The sequence below is a fragment of the Actinoplanes sp. NPDC049548 genome (genome assembly GCF_040676695.1).
GTDB lineage: Bacteria > Actinomycetota > Actinomycetes > Mycobacteriales > Micromonosporaceae > Actinoplanes.
This window is the reverse complement of the sequence record NZ_JBFAPM010000003.1, coordinates 310918-335594: the sequence shown is the minus strand read 5'-3', so window position 1 is coordinate 335594 and position 24677 is coordinate 310918. Positions and strand designations below refer to the sequence as shown.

Sequence of the window (24677 nt, the reverse complement as noted above, 5' to 3'; positions counted from 1 at the left end):
TCCGTGATAACGCTCGCAGCGATCGAAGCCGCGGCCCGGCGCATCGGCGACCGGGTGCGGCGGACGCCCGTCCTCCTCGACGGTGCCGTCGGCTACAAGCTGGAGCTGGTGCAGCACGCCGGCTCGTTCAAGACCCGGGGGATGCTCAACAAGATCCTGGTGGCCGCCGAGCAGGGACTGCCGGCGTCCGGCATCATCTGCGCGTCCGGGGGCAACGCCGGGCTGGCCGCCGCGTACGCGGCCCGGGAGCTGGGAGTGGCCGCCGAGATCTACGTGCCGGTCACCGCCCCGGCGGTCAAGGTCGCGAAGCTGGCCAAACTGGGTGCCCGGGTCACCCAGGCCGGCAACGAGTACGCGGAGGCGTACGCGGCCGCCGTCGTGCAGGCCGAGCGCACCGGGGCGCTGTTCTGTCACGCGTATGACGATCCGGACATGGTGGCCGGGAACGGCACGCTCGGCCTGGAGCTGTGGGAACAGCTGCCGGACGGCTTCGACACGGTCCTGGTCGCCGTGGGTGGCGGCGGGTTGATCGCGGGGGTTGTCGCGGCGCTGTACGGCCGCGCGAAGGTCGTCGCCGTCGAGCCGCCGACGGCACAGGCGCTGCACGCCGCGATGGCGGCCGGTGCGCCGGTGGACGTACCGGTCTCCGGGGTGGCCGCCGACTCGCTGGGCGCGCGCCGGGCCGGCTCGATCGCCTACGAGACCGCGGTCGCGGCGGGGCTGACCTCGGTGCTGGTGGACGACCAGGCGATCGTGGAGGCTCGCCGGCGGCTCTGGGACGACTACCGCCTGGCGGTGGAGCACGGTACGGCCGCAGCCCAGGCCGCCCTCGACTCCGGTGCCTACGTGCCGGCGCCCGGAGAACGCGTGATCGTGCTGCTGTGCGGCGCCAACACGGATCCGGCGGACCTGGCCTGACTCCTGGTGGCGGGGCCACGGTGTTGCGGTTGGGGCGGGGTCAACCCGTACATGTGAAGTGACGGCGACGGTGATCGACGATCACCCTGCGTCTGCCCCGGCGGTCCGCGATGCTGAAGGTATGACGGATGGGGACAACCGGATCAAATCGGTGCGCCAGTTTCGCCGGTTCGCTGTGGTCGTCTGCCTCGCCGGGGCGCTGGTGCAGCTCGCCCTGACGGCCTACTACCTCGGCATGGGGCACAAGGCGACGCCGCATGACGTACCGGTCGGGCTCGTGTCGCCGGTCGGCAAGCAGGCGGCGATCCTGGATCTGCTGGAGCGAGACGGGATCTTCGAGGCGACCATATACCCCTCGGTCGCCGAGATGCGGGACGGGATCAAACGCCGCGACGTGTACGGCGGGGTCGACGTCACCGCCGCGCAGCCGCACCTCTACGTGGCCGGCGCCGCGGGTACGGCGGCCGCGAGCCTGCTGAGGAACACCTACACGAGCGTCATCGCGCAACAGAACGCGCAGCAGCTGGGGATTCTCGCGAAGCAGGGCACCACGATCTCCATCGCGCAGGCGCAGGCGCTGGCCACGCCGCCGCCGATCACCGACGTGGTGCCGCTGCCCGCCGACGACGTCAACGGCGCCTCCCTCGGCTTCCTCACCCAGGCGCTGGCGCTGGGCGGCACCATCGCCTCCGTGGGGCTGGGCCGGCTGATCCCGCGCACGCGGCGATCCTGGAAACGCGGGCTGGGGCACCTGGCCACCCTCATCGTGTACGCCCTCGGCTCGGCGGCCGTCGTGCTCTGGTCGATGAGCTGGTTCGGCGTGGGCGTCGACGCGAACCACCTCGAGATGCTGGGCATCTTCGCGCTCGTCTCGCTGGCCATCACCGCGTCGACCGCGGGCGCGGTCTCGCTCCTCGGCCCGGGCGGCGCGCTGCTGGGCGGCCTCTACTTCACCATCGGTACGGTGATCAGCGGCGCCAGCATCCTGCCGGAGTTCCTGCCCGTGTTCGGCCGGGTGGTCGGCGAGAACCTGCCGACGGGCGCCGGCGTGCAGGCGGTCCGGGACGATCTGTACTTCCCCGACGCGCCGATCGCGGGGCACCTGGCTGTGCTGGGCCTCTACGCCGGTATCGGCTGTCTGCTCGTCCTCATCACGAACCTCCTGCCGAACCGCACCGACCGCACCTCGGAGCTGGATCTCGAGGTCAAGGACCGGATCGAGGGCAACGAGGTGCGCCAGCCGGTCGCGATCGGCTGACCGCTTCCTGATCCGTTGTGATGTTCAGCTCGTGGATCCCTTAACAAGTGCGGAGTACGGTCGATCCGTACTTGAAGCATCAAGTGCTTAAGGGAGCCGTCATGTCCGTAGGTATTCGCAGCCGTGTCACCGTTCCGCTGAAGTTCGCGGACGGCTACCGCACCACGGCCGAGGTCATCACGTTCGACGGGCTGGCCGACGGCAAGGAGCACCTCGCTCTGGCCCTCGGTGACGTGGCCGGCGCCCCCGTGCCGCTGGTCCGGCCGCACTCCGAGTGCCTCACCGGCGACGTCTTCGGCTCCGAGCGCTGCGACTGCGGCCCCCAGCTGCGCGAGGCGGTCGAGCGGATCGCCACGGTCGGCGGCTACCTGCTCTACCTGCGCCAGGAGGGGCGGGGCATCGGGCTGTACGCGAAGCTCGACGCGTACGCGTTGCAGGACCTCGGCATGGACACCTACGAAGCGAACCGGGCGCTCGGGCACGCGGACGACGAACGGGACTACACCGCCGCGGCGCAGATGCTCACGGCGCTGGGCGCCACGTCGGTCGACCTGCTGACCAACAACCCCGACAAGGCGGCCCAGCTGCGGGCGCACGACGTCGACGTGCGCGCGGTGCTGCCCACCGGCGTGCACGCCTCCGACGCGAACGTCCGTTACCTGCAGGCCAAGGTGGCGCACACCGCGCACACGATCGACCTGCCGCTGGCGGTCTGATTTCGTCCGGGGAGCGGCTCAGGGATTTTCCCGTTGCGCCGAACAGGCAGGGGTCAGCCTGAGAAGCGCGGAGGTTTTCGCTGTGGGCATCGAGGCCGTCAACAACCGGATCGCCGACATCCAGAGCCGCATCATCGCCCTGCAGACCCAGCAGGCCACGCGACCGACGACCGCTTCGGGCACCACGGGAACCACATCCGCCTCGGGCGCCTCGTTCGCCTCGGCACTCGCCGACGCGATGGGCACGCAGTCCGCGCCGGACGCCGGCAAGACGTACACGTTGAACAGCAAGGGGATTCCGACCGAGCTGGCCGCGTACGGCAATGGCAAGATCCCGGCGAACGCGCTCGAGAAGGTGGGCGCCACCAACCACAAGCTGTGGGCGCCGGCGGCCCAGTCGCTGACCCGGATGATGGCCGACGCCAAGGCGCAGGGCGTGACGATCGGCATCACCGACTCCTACCGTCCCTACAGCGAGCAGGTGGATCTCGCCCGCCGCAAGGGCCTGTACTCGCAGGGCGGGCTGGCCGCCAAGCCCGGCACCAGCGAGCACGGCTGGGGCATGGCGACCGACCTCGACCTCAACGCCAAGGCGCTGACGTGGATGCGCGCCAACGCCGAGAAGTACGGCTTCGTGGAGAACGTGCCGCGGGAGTCGTGGCACTGGGCGTACAAGCCGAAGAGCTAGACGCGGCAGAGCAGCTCGCCGTGCAGCAGAGAGAGCCAGCCGTCGGGGTCGGCGGCCCAGGCGCGCCAGCCTCGCGAGATGCGCTCGAGATCCTCCTGGGTGGCGGCGCCGGACTCGAGGGCCTGGCGTGACATGTCCGACTTCAGGATGCGGTCCGCCCAGAGGCCGCCCCACCACGCGCGGTCCTCGTCGTCGGCGAAGCACCACGTGCTCGAGGTGGCGGTGACGTCGGTGAAGCCCGCGGCGTGTGCCCAGGAGAGCAGCCGGCGGCCGGCGTCGGGTTCGCCGCCGTTGCCGCGCGCCACCTTCTCGTAGAGCGCCAGCCACTCGTCGAGCTCCGGCAACCGCGGGTACCAGGTGAAGGCGGCGTAGTCGCTGTCGCGGACCGCCACGAGACCGCCGGGCCTGGTCACGCGGCGCATCTCGCGCAGCGCCCGCACGGGATCGCCGACGTGCTGCAGGACCTGGTGGGCGTGCACCACGTCGAAGCTGCCGTCGGGGAAGTCGAGGGCGTGCACGTCGCCGACGACGAAGTCGACGGTCGTCAGGCCGCGGCGGGCGACCTCGGCGCGAGCGAGGTCGAGGGCCGCCTCGGTGTGCTCGAGTGCCGTGATCCGGCCGGGTGTGATGCGCGTCGCCAGGTCGGCCGTGATGGTGCCGGGTCCGCAGCCGACGTCGAGGACCGTCGCGCCGGAGGTCAGATGGGGCAGCAGGTATGCCGCCGAATTTTCTGCGGTGCGCCAGCGGTGTGAGCGCAGGACCGATTCGTGATGCCCGTGGGTGTAGACAGCAGCCATGCCGCCGACGCTACGACCGTGTCTCGCATATCGGGAGACCAATCTCGGATTATGAGAAGCTATCGGTTACCCGATTTCCGTAGGTGCAGTTGGGGCCGTACTTTTGTGCCCATGAGGATCGGCATCGTCGGCGCGACGGGACAGGTCGGTGGCGTCATGCGCCGCATCCTGGCCGAGCGCCAGTTTCCCGTTGACCAGCTCCGGCTCTTCGCGTCCGCGCGCTCCGCGGGCCGCACCTTGCCCTGGCAGGGCGGTGAGGTCACCGTCGAGGACGCCGAGAAGGCGGACTTCCGGGGCCTGGACATCGTCCTGTTCTCCGCGGGCAAGGGCAGCTCCAAGGAGTACGCGCCGCGCGTCGCCGAAGCGGGTGCCGTGGTCGTCGACAACTCCTCCGCCTGGCGGATGGACCCGGACGTCCCGCTCGTCGTCGCCGAGGTGAACCCGGACGCCGCCGCGAACCGGCCCAAGGGCATCATCGCCAACCCGAACTGCACGACGATGGCCGCGATGCCGGTGCTGCGCCCGCTGCACGACGAAGCCGGCCTCGTCGCCCTGGTGGCGACCACGTACCAGGCGGTCTCGGGCGCGGGCCTGGCCGGCGTCGCCGAACTCGACGAGCAGGTGAAGAAGGTCGCCGACCGCGCCACCGAGCTGACCCACGACGGCGCCGCGGTCGACTTCCCGGCACCCCGCTCCTTCGCCCGGCCGATCGCGTTCAACGTGCTCCCGCTGGCCGGCTCGATCGTCGACGACGGGCGCGGCGAGACCGACGAGGAGCAGAAGCTCCGCAACGAGAGCCGCAAGATTCTCGGCATCCCGGACCTCAAGGTCTCCGGTACGTGCGTACGCGTGCCCGTCTTCACCGGCCACTCGCTGCAGGTGAACGCGCGCTTCGCCCGGCCCGTGAGCCCCGAGCGGGCGCGTGAGCTCCTCGCCGGCGCCCCGGGTGTGGAACTGTCCGACGTCCCGACGCCCCTGCAGGCGGCCGGCCGGGACCCGACGTACGTGGGCCGGATCCGCGCCGACGAGACGGTCGACAACGGGCTGGCGCTGTTCCTCTCCAACGACAACCTGCGCAAGGGTGCGGCCCTCAACGCCGTCCAGGTGGCGGAGCTGGTCGCCGCGGGCCTGCGCTGACGCCTCATCCGTCCCGCCCCGTCCCGCCTCGTGGTGGGGCGGGGCGGACTTTTTTGTCGTTCCTTCGGGGGGTCTTCGGGACGCTCCACTATGGAAAATCCGGGCTTTTTGCCTGAATCGGTAGCGCATGGTCGGTTTGAGGTGCACAGTGATGGCATGAACGACAGTGGGCCTGGCGGGGGCGGCTATTTCTGGTGCCTCCGGCATGACCGGGTCGAGTCCGGGGACGACGTGTGTCCTGCCCAGTACCGGCTCGGTCCGTACGCCTCCGCTGACGACGCCACGCGGGCACTCGAGACGGTCGAGAAGCGCAATGCGGCGTGGGATGCCGAGGATGCCCGCTGGACCGGGGAGGTCAGCTAGGCCGGCTCGACCCCTGTGTCCAAGCCGGAATCTTCGGTCTCCAGGCGGAGACGAGCCCGCAGTCATTCGCAAGGAGGAACTTCCCCATGGCCGTGACCAAGAAGGCTGCCCCGACCAGGGCCGCCGCCACGAAGCCCGCCGGCGCCAAGCCGGCCGCGGCGAAGCGGCCGGCGGCCGCGAAGCGCACCGCCGCCGCTACCTCGGCCCCGACCAAGCGCACCGCCACGGCGTCGGCCCCGACCACGCGTACGGCGGTCACCAAGACGGCCGCCAAGGCCACCAAGACGGCGGCCAAGGCGACCAGCCGGACCACCGCCGCCAAGGCGCCCGCCAAGGCCGCCACCAAGACCGCCGCCACCAAGACCGCCGCGAAGACGGCGCCGGCGAGCAAGACGACGGCCAAGAAGGCTCCGGCGACCAAGACCGCCACCAAGTCGACGGCGGCGAAGTCGACCGCGCGCACGACGGCAGCGAAGTCGACCGCGGCGAAGTCGACCGCGGCGAAGTCGACCGCGGCGAAGTCGACGGCGGCGAAGTCCGCGGCTTCCAAGGCGACCACGGCGGCGAAGAAGGCGGCTGCCAAGGTCACCACGGCGGCGAAGAAGACCGCGGCCAAGGCGACCACGGCGGCGAAGAAGACCACGGCGAAGAAGGCTCCGGCCAAGACCGCCGCGGTGAAGAAGGCGACGACGGCGAAGTCGACCCCTGCCAAGTCGACCGCCGTGAAGTCGACGGCTGCCAAGCGCACCGCCGCGAAGTCCACGCCCGCGAAGTCGACCGCTGCCAAGAGCACGGCGGCGAAGTCCACGGCTGCGAAGTCCACGGCGGCGAAGTCCACGGCTGCGAAGTCCACGGCTGCGAAGTCGACGGCCGCGAAGTCCACGGCTGCGAAGTCCACGGCGGCGAAGTCCACGGCTGCGAAGAGCACCGCTGCCAAGCCGGCCGCGGCGAAGGCGACCGCCACCCGGGCGACCGGCAACGCGGCCGCCGCCAAGGTGCGGGCGGCCGGCGCCGGCAAGTCCGGCAACGCCAGGCCCGCGTCCATGACCAAGAACTCGGCCACCAACGCCGGGCGGGTCAAGAAGCCCGCTACCGCGGCCGCCGCCCGCAAGGCGACCGCGGCGAGCAACGGGCGTACCGCTGCTCCGGCGCGCAAGGCGACCGCCAAGCGCTGAGGCACCACCGAGTCGAAGGGTCGCGCCGGCACGGGCGCGGCCCTTTCGCGTGTTAGGAATGAGCCGTGCCGATCAAACGGGTCCTCGCGCCGCGCATCGACTTCTCCGTTCTCCGCAAGGAACTGGAGCTTCCGGACGCCTACCCGGCCGAGGCGCTGGCGGAGGCGGAGCAGGCCGTCGCGAAGCCGCTGCCCTCGACCGACCGCACCGACATACCCTTCGTCACCGTCGACCCGGCGACGTCGCGCGACCTCGACCAGGCGATGCACCTCAGCTCCCGCAACGGTGGCGGGTTCCGCGTGCGGTACGCGATCGCCGACGTGGCCGCGTACGTGCGGCCCGGGGGTCCGTTGGAGGCCGAGACGTGGGTTCGCGGGCAGACCATCTACCTGCCCGACGGCAAGGTACCGCTGCATCCGCCGGTGCTCAGCGAGGATGCCGTGAGCCTTCTGCCCGACGTCGACCGGGCGGCGGTCGTGTGGACCATCGACCTGGACGCCGACGCCGCGATCACCGGGATCGCGCTCGAGCGGGCGCGGGTCCGCAGCCGCGCCAAGCTGGACTACGCCGGTTTGCAGCGGGCCGTCGACGCGGGGAAGGCGCCCGAACCCATCGCGTTGCTGCCGCAGCTCGGCGCGCTGCTCACCGCCCGGGCGGCGGACCGGGGTGCGGTGAACCTGCCGCTGCCCGAGCAGGAGGTGGAGCCGGACGGGGACGGTTGGACCCTGGTGCTGCGGGCCCCGCTGCCGGTGGAGGAGTTCAACGCGCAGATCTCGTTGCTGACCGGGATGGCGGCGGCCTCGCTGATGCTGGACGGCCGGGTGGGACTGCTGCGCACGATGCCGGCGCCGCGGTCCGAGGCTGTCACGAAGCTGCGGGCGGCCGCCGACTCCCTGGGCGTGCAGTGGCCCGACGGTGCCACGGTCGGCGCCGTCGTCTCGTCCGTGGATCCGGCCTCGCCCCGGGGCGCCGCGTTCCTCAACCAGGCCGCGGACCTGTTGCGCGGGGCGGCTTACACGGCGTTCGACGGGTCGGTGCCGGCCGAGACCGGGCACGGCGGGGTGGGTGCCGCGTACGCGCACGTCACGGCCCCGCTGCGCCGGCTCGCCGACCGGTACGCGACCGAGGTGTGCCTGGCCCTGCACGCCGGCGCGGCCGTGCCGGACTGGGCCCGGGCCGCCCTGCCGCGCCTGCCCGAGGCGATGGCGGCGACCGACCGGGTGGCCTCCGCCGCCGACCGGGGTGCGGTGGCGCTGACCGAGGCGGTGCTGCTCGCGGGCCGGGTGGGGGAGACGTTCGAGGCCGGAGTGCTCGACGTCGACGAGCCGCGCTCCGACGGGCGTAGCCGGCCGCCGGGCGGGACGGTCGCGATCGACGATCCCGCCGTGCAGGCCAAGTGCTCCGGCGAGCTGCCGCTGGGCGAGCGCATCCCGGTGCGGCTGGCGGAAGCGGATCCCAAGACGCGTACGGTGCGGTTCGAGCAGATCTAGGGGAGCCGGGGTACGCCGGCCTCGTCCAGGGGCCAGGCGGGGTTGTGGGTGATCTCCCACAGGTGCCCGTCCGGGTCGGTGAAGTAGCCGAGGTAGCCGCCCCAGTCGGTGGCGCCGCCCGCCTTCACCAGGGTGGCGCCGGCCCGCACGACCGTGCGCAGCGCCTCGTCGACCGCGGCCGGGCTCTCCACGTTGATCGCCAGCATCGTGCCCCGGAAGTCGGTGGCCGGGTTGGGCGGCGCGATCCGCGACGGCAGCCCCGCGTCGGTCGCCAGGTCGTCCGTCGACACCAGCGACAGCAGGCCGCCCGCGGTGTGGAAGAAGCTCACGACCCCGGGCACCGAGGCGGGTGACAGCCGCCAGCCGAGCGACTCGTAGAACTCGGTCGCGCGCACGACGTCGGCCACGCCGAGGGTGGCGAGGCTGACCCGGGCAGGAACGGACATGTGACACCTCCGGCGACGAAGTCTGCCACTTGCCCGATCTTGCCCGGGCCGTGCCCCGAAATTCAGAACGTGTGCTCGGCCGCCGGGAACTCGCCGTTGCGGACCTCGTCGGCGTAGCGGCGGGTGGCGTCGCCGAGGATGGCGGCGAGGTCGGCGTACCGCTTGACGAAGCGGGGTGCCTTGCCGCCGCGCAGGCCCGCCATGTCCTGCCAGACCAGGACCTGCGCGTCGGTGTCCGGGCCGGCGCCGATGCCCACGGTCGGGATGGCGAGCTCCTTCGTGATCACCTTGGCGACCTCGCCCGGGACCATCTCGAGCACCACCGAGAACGCACCCGCGTCGGCCACCGCCCGCGCGTCGGCGATGACCTCCTCGGCGGCGCTGCCCCGGCCCTGCACCCGGTAGCCGCCGAGGGTGTGCTCGCTCTGCGGCGTGAAACCGATGTGCGCCATCACCGGGATGCCCGCGCCGACGATCGCCCTGATCTGCTCGGCGACCCGGCGGCCGCCCTCCAGCTTGACCGCGTGCGCGCCGCCCTCCTTCATGAACCGTACGGCGGTGCGCAGCGCCTGGGTGGGGCCCTCCTCGTACGAGCCGAAGGGCAGGTCGGCCACGATCAGGGCGGTCGTGGTGGCCCGGACCACCGCGCGTACCAATGGCAGCAGCTCGTCGGTCGTGACCGGCAGCGTCGTCTCGTACCCGAAGACGTTGTTGGCCGCGGAGTCGCCGACCAGCAGCACCGGGATGCCGGAACTGTCGAAGAGGGCGGCCGTGTACTGGTCGTACGAGGTGAGCATCGCCCAGCGGTCGCCGCGTTCCTTGGCCGCGATCAGGTCGCGGGTGCGGACGCGGCGGGTGGGCGGGCCGCCGTACAGGGTGGGCACCTCGGCGGGTGTCTCGGACATCGTCGTCTCCTTCCCTCGAGGCCGCGGTGTGCGGTCCCCGGGTTCCGACTCGAATGGTCGCACCCGGAGGCCGCGCGCGGTCAGAGGTGAGTGGAGCCGGTCACATCCCGCTTCACGCTCCCTCGCGGAAGCGGTTGGTGATCGGCAGGCGGCGGTCGCGTCCGAACGCCTTGATGGAGATCTTCGTCCCCGGGGCGGACTGGCGGCGCTTGTATTCGGCGATGTCGACCATGCGCAGCACCCGGTCGACCAGCGCGGCGTCGTGCCCGGCGGCGACCAGGTCGTCGCGGCCCTTGTCGCCGTCGATGTAGCCGCTGAGAATCGCGTCGAGCACCTCGTAGTCGGGCAGCGAGTCCGTGTCGACCTGGCCGGGCCGCAGCTCGGCCGACGGCGGTTTGGTGATCGAGCTCTCCGGGATGGGCGGCTCGCCGCCGCGGCGGGCGGCGTCGGCGTTGCGCCATCTGGCCAGGCGCCACACCATCGTCTTGGGCACGTCCTTGAGCGGGTTGAAGCCGCCCACCGAGTCGCCGTAGAGGGTCGAGTAGCCGACCGCGAGCTCGCTCTTGTTGCCGGTGGTCAGCACCAGGTGGCCCTCCTGGTTCGACAGCGCCATGAGGATCACGCCGCGGACGCGGGCCTGCAGGTTCTCGACGGCGACGCCGCCGAGCGACATGTTGGCCAGGAAGGCGTCGACCATGGGCTGGATCGGCTCCGACCGGTAGTCGAGCCCGGTGCGCTTGGCGAGGTCGGCGGCGTCGTCGCGGGAGTGGGCGGACGAGTAGCCGCTGGGCATCGAGATGCCGACGACGCGCTGCGGGCCCAGCGCGTCGACCGCGATGGCCGCGACGACGGCCGAGTCGATGCCGCCGGACAGGCCCAGGACCACCGAGCGGAAGCCGTTCTTCTCCACATAGTCGTGCAGGCCGAGGGTGAGCGCCGACCAGATCTCCGCCTCGTCGGTCACCCGCTCCGCGATGCCGCCGACCGCCGGGCCGTCGGCCACCCGGCGCGGAGCCGAGGCCAGGGCCACCCGCTCGATCGTCATGTCGTCGTCGCCCTCGTCCTCGCCGTGCGGGGACTCCGCGGCCGGCTGCGGGGCGGGCGGGGCCGTCGCGTCGACCGGGGTGGCGGCCACCTCGACGTCGTGCACGAGGAGCTCCTCGGTGAACTGACCGGCTCGGGTGAGCAGCTCGCCGGTGGCCGTCACGATCATGGAGTCGCCGTCGAAGACCAGCTCGTCCTGGCCGCCGACCAGATTCACGTACGCGACCGTCGCACCGGCCTCCGCGGCGCGGCGCTGCACCAGTGGCAGCCGGACGTCGTCCTTGTTGAGCTCGTACGGGGAGGCGTTGATGGTCACGACCAGCCCGACCCGGGCCCGGCGCGCGGCGGCGAACGGGCCACCGGCCTGCCAGAGGTCCTCGCAGACGGTGAGGGCCACGTCCACGTCCCCGAGCCGTACGACGGTCAGCGAGGTGCCCGGCTCGAAGTAGCGGTCCTCGTCGAAGACGCCGTAGTTGGGCAGGTGGTGCTTGAAGTAGGTGGCCGCCACCTCGCCGCCGAGCAGCAGCGCGGAGGCGTCCCGGCGGCCGCTGCCGGGCACCGCGTCGGCGCTGGTGGGCGCCGGACCGTCGGCGTCGACGTAGCCGACCACCACCGCCACGTCACCGAGGCCGTCCGCGGCCAGATCCGTGGCGAGCTGCCGCAGCGCCGCCTGGGACGCGGTCACGAAGGAATCCCGGAAGACGAGATCCTCGATGGGATAGCCGGTCAGCATCATCTCGGGGAAGGCGACCAGCTGGGCGCCGGCGTCGGCGGCCCGGCGGGACCAGCGGCGCACCGCGGCGGCATTGCCGGCGATGTCCCCGACGGTGGAGTTCACCTGGGCGAGAGCGATCCGCAACGAGGGCATGCCGCCATTGTTCCCCAGCGTTGGCATCCCGTGTGGCGGGTGCCTGCCGTACTGTCTGTGATCGACACCGGGCCCTACCCGGAACGCGCCGACGCGCCGTGGTCAGCGTAATCTCGGCGTAATCGGTACGGGAGAGACTGGCCGCCCGGCGAGTACGAGGGGTTGACGTGGACCGACAGCAGGAGTTCGTGCTCCGCACACTCGAAGAGCGCGACATCCGTTTTGTCCGGCTCTGGTTCACCGACGTGCTCGGCACCCTGAAGAGCGTGTCGGTGGCGCCGGCCGAGCTCGAGTCCGCCTTCGAGGAGGGCATCGGCATCGACGGCTCGGCGATCGAGGGCTTCGCCCGCGTCTCCGAGTCCGACATGGTGGCCATGCCCGACCCCACGACCTTCCAGGTGTTCCCGTTCGAGGGCGGCGCCAGCGGCGAGAGCGCGCGGATGTTCTGCGACATCCTGCTGCCGGACGGCACCGCCGCGTGGGCCGACCCGCGCCACGTGCTGCGCCGCATGCTCGCCAAGGCCGCGGAGAAGGGCTTCACCTTCTACACCCACCCCGAGGTCGAGTTCTTCCTGGTGCAGGACGGCCCGCTCGACGGCTCGGTGCCGATCCCCGTCGACGGCGGCGGCTACTTCGACCACACCACCCACTCGGTCGCCCGCGACTTCCGGCGCCAGGCCGTGCTGGCCCTCGAGCGGATCGGCATCAGCGTCGAGTTCAGCCACCACGAGGTGGCGCCCGGCCAGCAGGAGATCGACCTGCGGTACGCGGACGCGCTCACCACCGCCGACAACATCATGACGTTCCGGCACGTGGTCAAGGAGGTCGCGCTGTCGCAGGGCGTACGCGCGACGTTCATGCCGAAGCCGTACACCGACCAGCCCGGCAGCGGCATGCACACCCACCTGTCGCTGTTCGAGGGTGAGCGCAACGCCTTCTACGACGGCGAGGACCCGCTCAAGCTGTCGAAGACCGCGCGCGCCTTCATCGCCGGTCTGCTCGTGCACGCCCGGGAGTACACAGCCGTCACGAACCAGTGGGTCAACTCGTACAAGCGGCTCTTCCCGCTGCAGCTGCCGGACCGGATCACCGAGTCGCCGGCGTTCGTCAGCTGGGGGCACCTCAACCGCTCCGCGCTGGTGCGGGTGCCGGCGTTCGGCAAGCCCAACTCCGCGCGGGTCGAGGTCCGCTCGATCGACTCGGCCACCAACCCGTACCTGGCCTTCGCGGTCATGCTGGGCGCCGGCCTGAAGGGCATCGAGGAGGGCTACGAGCTGCCGCCGGGCGCGGAGGACGACGTCCTGGCCCTGTCGCCGCAGGAGCGCAAGGCGATGGGCTATGAGTCGCTGCCCGAGAACCTGGCCGAGGCGATCGAGGTCATGGCCAAGTCGGAGCTGGTCCCGGAGGTCCTCGGCGAGCACGTGTTCGACTTCTTCCTGCGCAACAAGCGGCAGGAGTGGGAGCAGTACAGGCGCGAGGTCACCCCGTACGAGCGGCAGCGCTATCTCGGGACACTCTGAAGCTTTCGTACGGCCGGTGGATCAACCATGTGCCCTGGTCCGATACGGTGCCCTCGGATGCTGAGACGAGGGAGAGACCGTGCTGGAGAATCTGCTTGAGGGTGCCGGGCGCAGCATTGTGTTCGGTGCGGTGGGCATCGGGCTGATGGCCCTGGGCTTCGTGCTCGTCGACCTGCTGACCCCGGGCAAGCTGCGCGACCTCATCTGGGTGGAGAAGAACCCCAATGCGGCCCTGCTGCTGGCCGCCAACCAGGTCGGCATCGCGCTGATCGTGTTCACCGCGATCTTCACCAGCTACCAGAACTTCGGCGAGGGCCTGGCCTCGACGGCGATCTTCGGCCTCCTGGGCATCGGCGTGATGGGGCTGGCCTTCCTGGTGCTCGACTGGATGACGCCGGGCAAGCTGGGCGAGGTCATCTGCACGCAGGACCGTCACCCCGGCGCGCTGGTGAGCGCGGCCTCGCACTTCGGGGCGGCGCTCATCGTCTGCGCCTGCATCGCCTGAGTCTCAGCTTCGGGTACGCCCGAAGTCGCTGATCGCCGTGTTGCCGGCCCGGCGAGCCCGGGGCAGGTCCTCGGTGATCGCCGCGGCCGCCATCACGAACGTGATCAGCGCGAGCTGCGCCACCGCCACGACGTGCCCGAGCGGGACGGCGGCCAGTACGACGAGGGCCGCCACCGCCCGGTGCAACCATCCGGGCAGGCCGAGCATGCGCAGGAACAGGGCGTGGCCGGCCTGGTAGAGGGCCACCCCGCCGCTGAGGACGACCGCCTCGCCCCAGTGCAGCGGCTCGAACGCGTGCCCGACCGTCTTCTTGACGCCGACGGCCGCGATCACGATGCCCGCCAGCATCACGTAGTGCGCGTAGCCCCAGGCGTTCAGGGCGAGGCGTGCGCGGCGCCGAGGGTCGGCGGTCCGCTCGAGGACGTGCTCGGAGCGCTCGTCGTCGCCGGCGAAGTAGATCCACCACAGGTAGTAGGCGACGCAGAGGCCCAGCACGGCGACCAGGATCTCGCCGAGGCCCAGGTGGACGCCGCGGAAGCCGACGCCGATCGCCACGATCGACTCGCCGATCGCGACGATGACGACCAGCGCGTGCCGCTCGACGAAGTGCCCGGCCTGGATCGAGTGCATCTCGATGCGGTGCAGGTGGCCGGCGGCGATCTGCACCAGCGGCGCGGCGAGCCAGCACACGTGCCGCCAAGGCTCGGGCAGCAGACCGCCCACGAGCACGAGCACCGCGGCCAGGATGTTCATCGGGGCGAGCCGCCTCATCGCCGCGACCGCGCCCGGACCGGCCTGCAGGAACAGCCCCGAGTGCACGAGGTTGACGACGAGGTAGCTGAGGCCGAACAGCCAGCCGTACCCGTGGAACGCCTCCGGGATCGTCAGCGCCATCACCAGGAAGCCGGCCATGCCGGCGAGCAGGAGGGTACGCCGTGTCGTGCTGTTCGGCGCGACGGCGTTGGTGAGCCAGGCGTAGCCCGAGTACATCCACCAGATGACGAAGAGCATGAGCAGCACGTCGAGCAGCGTGCCGGGCGTGATGTGCTCGGCGAAGGTCTCGGCGAGCTGCGTGATGGTGAAGACGAAGACGAGGTCGAAGAACAGTTCCAGCGTCGACACGCGGACGCCGGACTCGGGTGCGGCGGGCTCAGCCATGATCGGCAGCCTAAGGGGCCGGGCACCAGGGCGGGGACCCGTGCTCACCCGATAGCCTCGACGGGTGGGCACAGCACTGGTGATCGAGAACGACCCGTCCGACGACCTGCGCCGGCTCGGTGAATGGTTCGCCGAGGCGGGGCTCGGGCTGACCGTCCTGCGGCCGCATGCGGGCGACCCGCTGCCCGAGACCCTCGACGGCTTCCTGGGCCTGGTCGTTCTCGGCGGGGATCAGAGCGCGTACGCCGACGCGGACGGCCGGCCCGGCGCACCCTGGTTCCCGGCCCTCGAGGGGCTGCTTCGCAAGGCCGTGCGCCACCACGTGCCGACGCTCGGCGTGTGCCTCGGCGCCCAGTTGCTCGCCCAGGCCCACGGCGGCCTGGTGGAACGCAGCACGTCGGGGCTCGAGATCGGTCCGGGGCTGGTCGGGCGGCGCGACGCGGCCGACACCGATCCGCTGTTCAAGTGGGTGCCGCTGCTGCCCGACGTGGTGCAGTGGCACGCCGACGAGATCACCGAGCTGCCGGTCGGTGCCGTGCTGCTGGCGGCGTCGACGCGCTATCCGCATCAGGCGTTCCGCCTCGGCGACCGGGCGTGGGGCCTGCAGTTCCACATCGAGTGCGACGCCGACATGATCGCGGGCTGGGCGCGGTCGGACCGGGCGGTGCTCGAGGATCTCGGCTATGACGTCGAGGCGGTCGTCGCGGCCACGGCGGACGTGCTCGCCGACGTCGAGGAGGTGTGGCAACCCTTCGCGGCACGGTTCGCCGCGCTGGCCATGGGGGAGCTGCCCGGCGCGGACATCCCGGCGCCGGGCACCCCGCGTACGCTGCCGCTGCTGGGCCAGTGAGATGACCAGGCCCAGCCGGCTCGCCCGGTACGGCTTCGCCGACAACGGCGCCCGCGCGGCCGACCTGCTCGGCCCGCACGGGTTGCGCCTGTGGAATGCCGAGGCGCAGGAGCCGGTCGACCCCGTCGCCGGGGAGCTGCTGCAGGAGCTGTCGCGGGCGGCCGATCCCAATCTCGCGCTGCGCCAGCTGCACCGGCTCGTCGACGCGGTGTCGCGGGCGGCGGTGCGCGGCAACGGCGGCCGGGTCACGGGTCCGGGGGAGGAGATCCCGTCGAGCCCCGCCGCGGACGCCATTCTGGGCGCCCTCGGCTCCGACGGCGGGCTGCGACGCCGCCTGGTGGCCGTGCTGGGTGCCTCGAGCGCGCTCGGCGACCACCTCGTCGCCAACCACGACCAGTGGCGGGTGCTGGCCACGGGCAAGACCGGCCTGCCTCCGAACGCCGAGGGGCACCTCGACTTCGGGGACTCGACCGGGGAGGGGCCGCCGACGGTTCCGGCGCTGCGGACGGCGTACCGGATCGCGCTGTTGCGGATCGTCGCCGCCGACCTGACCGGCGGGCGCGGCCTGGAGCCGACGATGGCCGCGCTGTCCCGGCTGGCCGACGAGACGCTCGGCGCCGCGTACGCGATCGCCGTGGCCGGCCTGCCGCAGGGCACCGCCGAGCCGCGGCTGGCCGTCGTGGCGATGGGCAAGTGCGGCGGTGGCGAGCTCAACTACGTGTCCGATGTGGACGTCATCTTCGTGGCCGCGGGCGACGACGACCTGACCGCCGGCACCACCGTCGCGGCCAAGCTGATCGAGATCTGCGGGCTGGTCGCCTGGCCCGTGGACGCCGCGCTGCGGCCCGAGGGCAACCGCGGCCCGCTGGTCCGCACGCTCGCCAGCCACCAGGCCTACTACCGCCGCTGGGCGCGTACCTGGGAGTTCCAGGCGTTGCTGAAGGCGCGGCCGGCGGCCGGCGACCTCGCCCTGGCGCAGGAGTGGATCGACGACCTCGCGCCGCTGGTGTGGCATGCCGCCGAGCGGCCCGAGGCGGTCGCCGACGTCCGGGACATGCGCCGCAAGATCATCGAAAACGTGCCGGCCAAGGAGGTGGACCGCGAGATCAAGCGCGGTCCCGGCGGCCTGCGCGACATCGAGTTCGCCGTCCAGCTGCTGCAGCTGGTGCACGGGCGCATCGACGAGTCGCTGCGTGACGGCGCCACCCTGCCCGCCCTGCGCGCGCTGGTCGCCGGTGGGTACGTGGGCCGTGAGGACGGGGAGACGCTGCTGCGGGGGTATCGCTTCCTGCGTACGGTCGAACACCGGCTGCAGTTGCAGAACCTGAAGCGTACGCACACGGTCCCGGACGATCCGCAGGCGCTGCGCTGGCTCGCCGCGGCCCTGGGCTACAAGGCGCTCGCCGGCCGCGACGCGGTCGAGGCGTTCCGCTCCGACTGGGTGAGCCACGCGGCTCAGGTCCGCCGCCTGCACGTCAAGCTGCTCTACCAGCCGCTGCTCGAGGCGGTGGCGCGGGTGCCCGCCGAGGCGCTGCGGATGACGCCGGAGTCGGCCGGCCGCCGCCTGGAGATCCTCGGCTTCGCCGACCCGGCCGGCGCCCTGCGGCACCTGCAGGCGCTGACCGGCGGCGTCACCCGGACCGCGGCGATCCAGCGGACCCTGCTGCCGATGCTGCTGCAGGAGTTCGCGGACGGACCCGAGCCTGACCGCGGTCTGCTCAACTACCGGCACGTCTCCGAGAAGCTCGGCAGCACCCCCTGGTATCTGCGCCTGCTGCGCGACGGCGGCCCGGTCGCGCGGCGGCTCGCCCGGGTGCTGAGCCTCTCCCGGTACGCGACCGACCTGCTCACCCGAGATCCGGAGGCGCTGCGCCTGCTCGCCGACGACGCCGAGCTTCAGCCCCGCGCGCGCGACGTGCTGCGCGACGGGTTCATCGCCGCCGTCGAGCGGCACCTGCGCGACGGCAGCACCGACCCGGCCCCGGCCATCGCCGCGGTCCGGGCCCTGCGCCGGCGGGAGCTGTTCCGGCTGGCCTGCGCCGACATCCTGAGCGGGGCGGGGGAGCTGGCCCCGGCCCAGCCGCTGGACGTGCACGCCATCGGCATCGCCCTGTCCGACCTGACCGACGCCACGCTGGGCGCGGCGCTGCACGCGGCCCGGCGGGTGCATCCCGGCCCCGACGGGCTGCGGTTCGCCGTGATCGGCATGGGCCGCCTCGGCGGGTACGAGATGAGCTACCCGTCCGACGCCGACGTGCTCTTCGTCTACGACCCCCCGGAGGGGATCGCGGAGGGTCAGGCCAGTGCGGCCGCCCACGCGATCGCCGAGGAGATGCGCCGCACGCTGGGGGCACCGGCGCCCGACCCGCCGCTGGGCGTGGACGCCGACCTGCGTCCCGAAGGCCGCCAGGGGCCGCTGGTGCGGAGCCTGAACGCGTACGCGCAGTACTACGCCCGCTGGTCGCGGGTGTGGGAGTCGCAGGCGCTGCTGCGCGCCCGGTTCGTGTGCGGCGACGAGGAGCTCGGCCGCCGCTTCGAGCAGCTCGCCGACAGCGTGCGCTATCCGGACGGCGGGCTGACCCGCGAGCAGGTCGTCGAGATCCGCCGGATCAAGGCGCGGGTGGAGACCGAGCGGCTGCCTCGCGGCGCCGACCCGCACACCCACACGAAGCTGGGGCGCGGCGGGCTCGCCGACGTCGAGTGGGCGGTGCAGCTGCTGCAGCTGCGGCACGCGTACGCATTGCCCGGCCTGCGGAAGACCCGCACGCTCGAGGCCCTCACCGCGGAGCTGGAGGCCAAGCTGGTCGACCGGGTCGACGCCGCCGCGATGACCGCCGGCTGGACCCTGGCCTCACGCGTCCGCAACGCCCTGACGCTGGTCCGCGGCCGCCCCACCGACCAACTGCCGCAGCACGGCGTCGAGCTGGCCGGGGTGGTGCAGCTGCTCGGCGGCGGCGACCCGGGCGAGTTCGTCGACCGGTACCTGCGCATCACCCGGCGGTCGCGGGCGGCGATGGAGCGCGTCCTCGATGCTTGAGCGGGACCACCGCGCGCTCCGGCCGATCCTGGCAGCGGTGGTGGTGGCGGTACTGGTACGCCTGCCGTTCGTCTTCACCGGCCTGTCGACGGACGAGGGGGGCTACGCGTACGTGGCGCGGCAGTGGGCGCGCGGCGACCGCCTGTACGACACGGCGTGGCTCGACCGTCCGCAAGGGCTGCTGCTGACGTACCGTGCGCTGCTCGCGGTCGACGGCTCGGGCTGGACGATCCGGGCCGGCATGGTCGCCGGAGGGGTGGTCGTCACGCTCGCGCTGGCGGCGATCGGGTGGCTGCTCGTGGGCCGGTCGGTGGGCATCGCGGCGGCCTGGTGCTACGCGATCGCCGGTCTCGCCCCGCACCTGGAGGGCATGACGCTCAACGGCGAGCTGCTCGCGAGCATCCCGTCGACGGTGTCGATCGCGCTCGCCGTCTGGTGGTGGCGCCGCGATCGGCCGCTGTGGGTGCTCGCCGCCGCGGGCGTGTGCGCCGGTTCCGCGCTGACGATGAAGCAGTCCGGCATCGACGGCGTGGTCGTCGGCCTGGTCATCGTGGTGCTGGCCCGCAGCGGTCGGGCGGCCCTGGCCTTCCTGTCGGCCGCGGCGTTGCCGTTGGTCGCGTCGGTGCTGCACGGCATCGCGGTCGGCTGGAGCTTTTACTGGACGGCGCTGGTGGGCTACCAGCTGTCGGCGCTGGGCGGCGAGGGGTCGAACGCCTCGACGCGCTGGTCCGACCTGGGCCGGCACGCCGGGAGCGTGGCGCTCGACCTGACGCTGATCCTGGTCGTCGCGGTGCTCGGGTGGCGCCGTTTCGACCGGGGCGGCCAATGGCTGCTCGGCGCCTGGCTGGCCGCCGGCGTGGTGGGCATCAACCTGGGCGGCTCGTACTGGCCGCACTACTTCGTCCAGCCGCTGCCCGCGCTTGTGCTGCTCGCCGCGGCGGCGGTGGTGGGCGCCGGGGCCGGGTGGCGGCGGTGGGCCCTCGGCGGCGCCGTCGTGCTGCCCACGCTGGTGTGGCTGGCGGCGCTCGTACCCATGTCGCCGGCGCGCCGGGCGGACACCGTCCCGTACGATGCGCTGGCCGCCCGAGACGACCGGATAGCGGCCGTGATCAGGGCTTCCACCGGGCCGGACGAGCGCATCTACGTCCTGGAGTCGGAGGCCTACCTCTACTTCGCGGCCGACCGGGAGTCGCCGTACCCGTACCTGTGGGGGAAGCCGATCGACAAGATCCCGGACGCGCTGCCCCGGCTGCGCGCCATGCTGACGTCGCCGCAGCGGCCCGCCGTCGTCGTCCTCGACACCCCGCCGGAGGCCGTGGATCCCAGCGGCGGGATCGCCGCGGAGCTCGCCGCGCACTACCATCCGGGCCCGGTCGTCGAGGGTGTGCCGATCCTGCGGGCGAACCCGTGACGGCCCCGGGCGTGCGGTGGCTGGGCTTCTTCGGCTCGGTGTGCGCGGCGGCCGACGCGGTGCTCTTCGGCGCCCCGACGTGGATCCGGCGCGGCGTCTCGGTCATGAGCATCCTGCGCGGCCCGAACGGCGTCCTGATCATGCTGCTCTGGATCGCCGGGCTCGGCGCCCTCTGCGCCGCCTGGTGGTACGGGCGCCGCCTCACCGTGTCGCGCCGGTGGATCCTGGTGACGGCCGCGCTGTGGATCGTCCCGATGCTCTTCGTGCCGCCGCTGGCCAGCCGGGACATGTACGCGTACGCCTGCCAGGGCGCCCTCTTCGACGCCGGCCTCAACCCGTCGGTGGTCGGCATCTCGGCGCAGCCGTGCCCGTGGATCGAGTCGGTGTCGGTGGTGTGGCGCGACACTCCCACGCCGTACGGGCCGCTCTGGATCGTGCTCACCGGCCTGGCGGCGTCGTTCGGCTCGCAGGCCGTCGCCCTCGGCATCTTCCGCCTGTACGCGGTCCTCGCGGTCGCGGCGCTGGCGCTGGTGGTGCCCGCGCTGGCCCGCCGCACCGGCGTACCGGTGGAACGGGCTCTGTGGCTCGTGCTCTGCTGCCCCCTGGTGCCGGTGCACTTCGTCGGCGGCGGCCACAACGACACGCTGACCATCGCGCTGCTGCTCGCGGGCCTGGCGCTCATCGCCGGCCGGCGTCGCGTCGGTCTGCTGGTGGCGGGCGGCGCACTGGTCGGCGCGGCGATCGCGGTCAAGACGACCGTCGGCGTGGTGCTGCCCTTCGCCGCCCTGCTGGCGGCCGGCGGGCTGGAGCTGACCCGCGACGGCCTGCTGCGGTTCCTGCGGCGCGGCGGCGCGGTCGTCGGCGGTGCGGTCGCGGCGCTCGTGGCCCTGTCGGTGGTGTCCGGGCTCGGTTTCGGATGGGCGGTCGCGCTCTCCGGGGCGGGGGAGTCGCGCAGCTGGACGTCGCCGCCGACCGCCGTCGGGATCGCGGTCAACGCCGTCGGCAAGCTGTTCGGCGTCGCGATCGACGTCGTCCCGGCGGTCCGCGCGACCGCCCTGGTCCTGCTGCTGGCCGCGCTCGTGGCGATCTGGTGGCACTTCCGGCGCGGCGATGCGTTGCACGGCGCCGGGCTGGCCTGCCTGGCGGTCATCTTCTTCGCACCGATCACCCAGCCCTGGTACCTGTACTGGACGCTGGCGCTCTTCGCCGCGACGACCGTGCGGATGCGGTGGCTCGAGGTGACGGTCATCGTCTCGATGTTCCTGATCCTGCCCAACGGCGACGGCGCGTGGAAACCGCTGCAGGTGCCGTTCGCCTTTTTCGTGACAGGCTTCGCCGGCTGGATCGCGTGGCGCTCGGTGCGGTGGCTGCGGCGTCCTGCCCCGGTCGAGGCGCCGGCATGACCGTGACCCCTCGGGTCGTCAGGTGGGGTGGGCTCGCCGGGAGCGTCGCCACGGCCGGGACGGCGTACCTGGGCGGGGCGGGTTTCGAGCGGGTGCCGAGCGTCAACCCGGGCACGCTGCTCAGCGGCCAGCGCGGGGTGCTGCTGCCGATCCTCTGGGTGCTCGGCACGGCGCTGCTCGTCGCGGCGTGGTGGACCGGCCGGCACGTCGTGCCCTCCACCCGCTGGGCGCTGGTCACGGCCGGGTTGTGGTTCCTGCCCGTGCTTCCCTTCCTGCCGCTGGGCAGCGCGGACGTCTACTCGTACGCGTGCCAGGGGTACGTCCAGCACGCCGGCGGTGACCCGTACGCGGGCGGCGTCGGCGGGTCCGGCTGCCCGTGGCTCGGCTCGGTCGCGTCGTCGTGGGTGGACGCGCCGGCCCCGTACGGCCCGCTGTTCCTGCTGCTCGCCGCGCGCGTGGTCGCGGTCGCCGGCGACTCGCTCGCCGCGGCGGTGGCGGGGCTGCGGGTCGTGGCGCTGGCCGGTGTGGCGCTTCTCGCCGCCTGCCTGCCGGTCCTGGCCCGCCGCTGCGGCGCCGACCCCGCCCGGACCACGTGGATGGTGCTGGCCTGCCCGCTGGTCCTGGTGCATCTGGTCTCCGGCGCGCACAACGACGCGGTCATGATCGGCCTGATCGTGGCGGGGCTCGCGCTCGCCGCCGCCCGTCCCGCGACGCCGGTCCTGGTCGCCGCCGGCGCGGTGCTGGGTCTCGCGGTGGGGGTCAAGGCGACCGCGATCGTCGTGGTCCCGTTCGCCGTCCTGGCCGCCCTGCCGCCGACGGGGGATCGCCGGCCGCTGCGGGACCTGGTCGCGCCGGCCGCCGCGATCGGGGCGGGACTGCTGCTGACGATGGCGGTGCTGACGGCCGTGTCGGGGCGCGGCGCCGGCTGGGTCGCGGGGCTGCTGCGCAGCGGGGACACCGTGAGCTGGGGATCACCGTCCACCGCCGTGGGGCTGGCCGTGGAGGCGGTCACCGGGCTCCCCGCCGTACCCGTGACGCGGTTGATCGGTGTGCTGCTCCTGGCCGTCGTGCTGGTCGCGCTCTGGTGGCGGGCCCGGCGGGGCGACGCCCTCGACGGTGCCGGCCTCGCGCTCGCGGCGACGGTCCTCTGCGCCCCGGTCTTCCATCCCTGGTACGCCACCTGGCCGCTGGCCGTCCTCGCCGCGACCCGGCCGGAGAACCGCCGGCTGCTGGGCCTCTGCGCCTTCGCGGCGACGCTGACCACCCCGGCCGGCTACAACTGGGCGCTCTACACCCGCATCCCCGGAGCGTTCGCCGTCACCGCCGCCCTGGTCGTGCTCGTGGCGGTCGCCGCACGCCGGCGCCGGGACCGTAGGGTGGTCGCGTGACCCGCCGGATCCTGCTCCTCGTCGCCCTGGCGGCCGCGGCGGCCGGCTACCTCATCTGGTCCGGGATCTTCCACTTCTACTTCGACTCGGGCGTCTACGCCGGCGCGGTCCGCTACTGGTTCCGCGACGGCGGCCTGGTCTACGACTACCTCAAGGAAGGCACGCCGTACGGCTTCACCTACCCGCCGTTCGCGGGCCTGGTGATGGCGCCCATGGCCTGGCTGCCGCTGTGGCTGGTCGCGACGATCGCCTCCATCGCGACCGTCGTCACCACCGTGCTGGTCACGCGGTGGTGCCTGGCACCGCTGATCCGCCGCCGCGGCTGGACCCCGTGGTACGCCCTCGCCGTCGGCTCCTGCCTGGCCCTGTTCTTCGAGCCCGTCCGCGAGACGTTCGGCTTCGGCCAGGTGAACACGCTGCTGCTCACCCTGGTCGCGGGTGACGTGCTGCTCGGCCTGGCCCGGGGCCGGCGCTGGGCGGGCGTCGGCATCGGCCTGGCCACGGCGATCAAGCTGACCCCCGGCGTCTTCATCCTCTACCTGCTGGTCACCCGCCGCTGGCGGGCGGCCGCCACCTCGATCGCGACCGCCGCCGCGGCCACCCTGGTCGCCGCGGCCCTCTGGCCCGACGCCTCCCGCGACTTCTGGACCGCGGCCCTCTGGGACACCAACCGCGTCGGCAACCTGGAGTACGTCTCCAACCAGTCGCTGCGCGGCATGCTCGCCCGGTGGCCGGTCGACGCCGTCGAGTCCCAGCTGTGGGTGGTGGCGGTCCTGCTCGCCGTCGGCCTCTGGGCCTGGCGGGTACGCCGTGCCGACCCCCTCGGCGGCCTGGCGCTGACCGGCGTCCTCGGCTGCCTCATCAGCCCGGTCACCTGGGTGCACCACTGGGTCTGGCTGCTGCCGGCCCTGGTCCGCTGCGTCGAGGTGGCCCGCACCCACCGCGGGATCTTCTGGGTGACCGCGGCCGGCTACGCGCTGGTCTGCCTCCGCGTGACCTGGCTGTACGAGGCGGGCCCCAAACCGCCGCTCGCGGTGATCATGGCGAACCTGTACGTGCTGCTCGGCGTGGCCCTGCTGATCTGGATGCCCGGCACGGCCGGTGAGGCGGCGCCGGACCAGCCCGGTGAGCAGGCAGCGCGGGCGCCCGAGGCTACGCCTTCGGCAGCTTGACCACGATGGAGCCGGCGGCGCGGTCGTGCAGGCCCCGCCGGTCGCCGTCCATGATGATCGCCGGGATCAGCAGCGCCAGCAGGAACCCGCGGAGCAGGCCCTTGGCGATCCCGATCGCGCCACCGTCGGCGAACGAGACGCAGCGCAGGCGGGCCAGGGCCATCCCCGGCGTCTGTCCGAACGGGCCGATGAAGAACGCGTTGACCAGGATGAGTACGACCACAGGCGGCCACGCCACCACGCGCGGGTCGGCGTACAGGCTCGCGACCAGCAGGCACAGCGCCCAGTCGATGAGCAGGGCGCCGAAGCGCCGGCCGAAGTCGGCGGGCTCGGTCAGGGGCTTGCGGTCGGGGGTCGCCACGTTGATCAGCGTAATCACGGGTCGGCGGGGTCATGCCGGGGGCGTACCCGTCTGATGATCTGCACCC

At 72.8% G+C, this 24677-nt stretch carries 23 protein-coding genes; 16 read left to right on the top strand and 7 right to left on the bottom strand.

The window, feature by feature from the left end:
• Nucleotides 1-3: 3 nt before the first annotated feature.
• From AB0J80_RS08745 to AB0J80_RS08730, 4 genes are all read left to right on the top strand, one after another.
• The gene (locus AB0J80_RS08745) at nucleotides 4-918 is read left to right on the top strand and encodes a serine/threonine dehydratase (RefSeq protein WP_364702036.1); all 915 of its coding nucleotides are present in this window, start codon (nucleotides 4-6) and stop codon (nucleotides 916-918) included.
• Nucleotides 919-1039: 121 nt separating this feature from the next.
• The gene (locus AB0J80_RS08740) at nucleotides 1040-2176 is read left to right on the top strand and encodes a hypothetical protein (protein WP_364702033.1); all 1137 of its coding nucleotides are present in this window, start codon (nucleotides 1040-1042) and stop codon (nucleotides 2174-2176) included.
• A 101-nt stretch (nucleotides 2177-2277) separates the two neighbouring features.
• The gene (gene ribA / locus AB0J80_RS08735) at nucleotides 2278-2892 is read left to right on the top strand and encodes a GTP cyclohydrolase II (protein ID WP_364702031.1); all 615 of its coding nucleotides are present in this window, start codon (nucleotides 2278-2280) and stop codon (nucleotides 2890-2892) included.
• Between the two features lie 82 nt (nucleotides 2893-2974).
• The gene (locus AB0J80_RS08730) at nucleotides 2975-3580 is read left to right on the top strand and encodes a M15 family metallopeptidase (RefSeq protein WP_364702028.1); all 606 of its coding nucleotides are present in this window, start codon (nucleotides 2975-2977) and stop codon (nucleotides 3578-3580) included.
• On the opposite strand, the gene AB0J80_RS08725 is transcribed toward AB0J80_RS08730, so the two are convergent.
• On the bottom strand, nucleotides 3577-4377 hold the full coding sequence (locus AB0J80_RS08725; protein ID WP_364702026.1) for a methyltransferase domain-containing protein: 801 nt from the start codon (nucleotides 4375-4377) through the stop codon (nucleotides 3577-3579). The genes AB0J80_RS08730 and AB0J80_RS08725 overlap by 4 nt on opposite strands.
• Nucleotides 4378-4488: 111 nt before the next feature.
• Between AB0J80_RS08725 and AB0J80_RS08720 the strand changes: the two genes are divergently transcribed.
• Both AB0J80_RS08720 and AB0J80_RS08715 read left to right on the top strand, forming a co-directional pair.
• Nucleotides 4489-5514: an aspartate-semialdehyde dehydrogenase gene (locus AB0J80_RS08720; protein ID WP_364702023.1), complete on the top strand. Its 1026-nt coding sequence runs from the start codon at nucleotides 4489-4491 to the stop codon at nucleotides 5512-5514.
• Between the two features lie 156 nt (nucleotides 5515-5670).
• Nucleotides 5671-5877, top strand: coding sequence for a hypothetical protein (locus AB0J80_RS08715; RefSeq protein WP_364685196.1), 207 nt, complete (start codon nucleotides 5671-5673; stop codon nucleotides 5875-5877).
• On the opposite strand, the gene AB0J80_RS08710 is transcribed toward AB0J80_RS08715, so the two are convergent.
• Nucleotides 5870-6922 carry a hypothetical protein gene (locus AB0J80_RS08710; RefSeq protein ID WP_364702021.1) on the bottom strand — a complete coding sequence of 351 codons (1053 nt, stop codon included), beginning with the start codon at nucleotides 6920-6922 and terminating at the stop codon, nucleotides 5870-5872. The genes AB0J80_RS08715 and AB0J80_RS08710 overlap by 8 nt on opposite strands.
• On the opposite strand from AB0J80_RS08710, the gene AB0J80_RS08705 reads away from it, so the two are divergent.
• Both AB0J80_RS08705 and AB0J80_RS08700 read left to right on the top strand, forming a co-directional pair.
• Nucleotides 6921-7052, top strand: a complete 132-nt coding sequence (locus tag AB0J80_RS08705; protein ID WP_364702018.1) for a hypothetical protein — start codon at nucleotides 6921-6923, stop codon at nucleotides 7050-7052. The two genes, AB0J80_RS08710 and AB0J80_RS08705, sit on opposite strands and share 2 nt — an antisense overlap.
• Nucleotides 7053-7117: 65 nt before the next feature.
• On the top strand, nucleotides 7118-8542 hold the full coding sequence (locus AB0J80_RS08700) for an RNB domain-containing ribonuclease (RefSeq protein ID WP_364702015.1): 1425 nt from the start codon (nucleotides 7118-7120) through the stop codon (nucleotides 8540-8542).
• Here AB0J80_RS08700 and AB0J80_RS08695 read toward each other — a convergent pair.
• The 3 genes from AB0J80_RS08695 to AB0J80_RS08685 form a co-directional block, all read right to left on the bottom strand.
• Nucleotides 8539-8988, bottom strand: a complete 450-nt coding sequence (locus AB0J80_RS08695) for a VOC family protein (protein ID WP_364702012.1) — start codon at nucleotides 8986-8988, stop codon at nucleotides 8539-8541. The two genes, AB0J80_RS08700 and AB0J80_RS08695, sit on opposite strands and share 4 nt — an antisense overlap.
• Before the next feature lie 62 nt (nucleotides 8989-9050).
• Complete coding sequence (gene panB / locus AB0J80_RS08690; RefSeq protein WP_364702009.1) at nucleotides 9051-9893, bottom strand: 3-methyl-2-oxobutanoate hydroxymethyltransferase; 843 nt, start codon at nucleotides 9891-9893, stop codon at nucleotides 9051-9053.
• Between the two features lie 112 nt (nucleotides 9894-10005).
• Nucleotides 10006-11805: an NAD+ synthase gene (locus AB0J80_RS08685; RefSeq protein WP_364702007.1), complete on the bottom strand. Its 1800-nt coding sequence runs from the start codon at nucleotides 11803-11805 to the stop codon at nucleotides 10006-10008.
• A 167-nt stretch (nucleotides 11806-11972) separates the two neighbouring features.
• Here AB0J80_RS08685 and AB0J80_RS08680 point away from each other — a divergent pair, with 167 nt between their 5' ends.
• The gene (locus AB0J80_RS08680) at nucleotides 11973-13325 is read left to right on the top strand and encodes a glutamine synthetase family protein (protein ID WP_364702004.1); all 1353 of its coding nucleotides are present in this window, start codon (nucleotides 11973-11975) and stop codon (nucleotides 13323-13325) included.
• A gap of 79 nt (nucleotides 13326-13404) precedes the next feature.
• Nucleotides 13405-13830, top strand: coding sequence for a DUF350 domain-containing protein (locus AB0J80_RS08675; RefSeq protein ID WP_364702001.1), 426 nt, complete (start codon nucleotides 13405-13407; stop codon nucleotides 13828-13830).
• Nucleotides 13831-13833: 3 nt separating this feature from the next.
• Here the strand turns inward: AB0J80_RS08675 and AB0J80_RS08670 are convergent, their stop codons facing one another.
• The gene (locus tag AB0J80_RS08670; protein ID WP_364701999.1) at nucleotides 13834-14988 is read right to left on the bottom strand and encodes a low temperature requirement protein A; all 1155 of its coding nucleotides are present in this window, start codon (nucleotides 14986-14988) and stop codon (nucleotides 13834-13836) included.
• A gap of 64 nt (nucleotides 14989-15052) precedes the next feature.
• Between AB0J80_RS08670 and AB0J80_RS08665 the strand changes: the two genes are divergently transcribed.
• The 6 genes from AB0J80_RS08665 to AB0J80_RS08640 are packed head-to-tail and all read left to right on the top strand — an operon-like array spanning nucleotide 15053 to nucleotide 24249.
• Nucleotides 15053-15838: a type 1 glutamine amidotransferase gene (locus AB0J80_RS08665; protein WP_364701997.1), complete on the top strand. Its 786-nt coding sequence runs from the start codon at nucleotides 15053-15055 to the stop codon at nucleotides 15836-15838.
• Nucleotide 15839: 1 nt separating this feature from the next.
• Nucleotides 15840-18875, top strand: a complete 3036-nt coding sequence (locus AB0J80_RS08660; protein ID WP_364701994.1) for a bifunctional [glutamine synthetase] adenylyltransferase/[glutamine synthetase]-adenylyl-L-tyrosine phosphorylase — start codon at nucleotides 15840-15842, stop codon at nucleotides 18873-18875.
• Entirely contained in the window at nucleotides 18868-20286 is a 1419-nt protein-coding gene (locus AB0J80_RS08655) for a hypothetical protein (RefSeq protein WP_364701991.1), read from the top strand. The genes AB0J80_RS08660 and AB0J80_RS08655 overlap by 8 nt, the downstream gene beginning before the upstream one ends.
• Nucleotides 20283-21689 carry a polyprenol phosphomannose-dependent alpha 1,6 mannosyltransferase MptB gene (gene mptB / locus AB0J80_RS08650; protein WP_364701988.1) on the top strand — a complete coding sequence of 469 codons (1407 nt, stop codon included), beginning with the start codon at nucleotides 20283-20285 and terminating at the stop codon, nucleotides 21687-21689. The genes AB0J80_RS08655 and mptB (AB0J80_RS08650) overlap by 4 nt, the downstream gene beginning before the upstream one ends.
• Nucleotides 21686-23077: a polyprenol phosphomannose-dependent alpha 1,6 mannosyltransferase MptB gene (gene mptB, locus AB0J80_RS08645; RefSeq protein WP_364701985.1), complete on the top strand. Its 1392-nt coding sequence runs from the start codon at nucleotides 21686-21688 to the stop codon at nucleotides 23075-23077. Before mptB (AB0J80_RS08650) ends, mptB (AB0J80_RS08645) begins: the two co-directional genes overlap by 4 nt.
• Nucleotides 23074-24249 (top strand): glycosyltransferase 87 family protein, encoded by a 1176-nt coding sequence (locus tag AB0J80_RS08640; RefSeq protein WP_364701983.1) that lies wholly within the window; start codon nucleotides 23074-23076, stop codon nucleotides 24247-24249. The genes mptB (AB0J80_RS08645) and AB0J80_RS08640 overlap by 4 nt, the downstream gene beginning before the upstream one ends.
• Here AB0J80_RS08640 and AB0J80_RS08635 read toward each other — a convergent pair.
• Nucleotides 24230-24610, bottom strand: coding sequence for an RDD family protein (locus tag AB0J80_RS08635; RefSeq protein WP_364701980.1), 381 nt, complete (start codon nucleotides 24608-24610; stop codon nucleotides 24230-24232). The genes AB0J80_RS08640 and AB0J80_RS08635 overlap by 20 nt on opposite strands.
• Nucleotides 24611-24677: the final 67 nt, after the last annotated feature.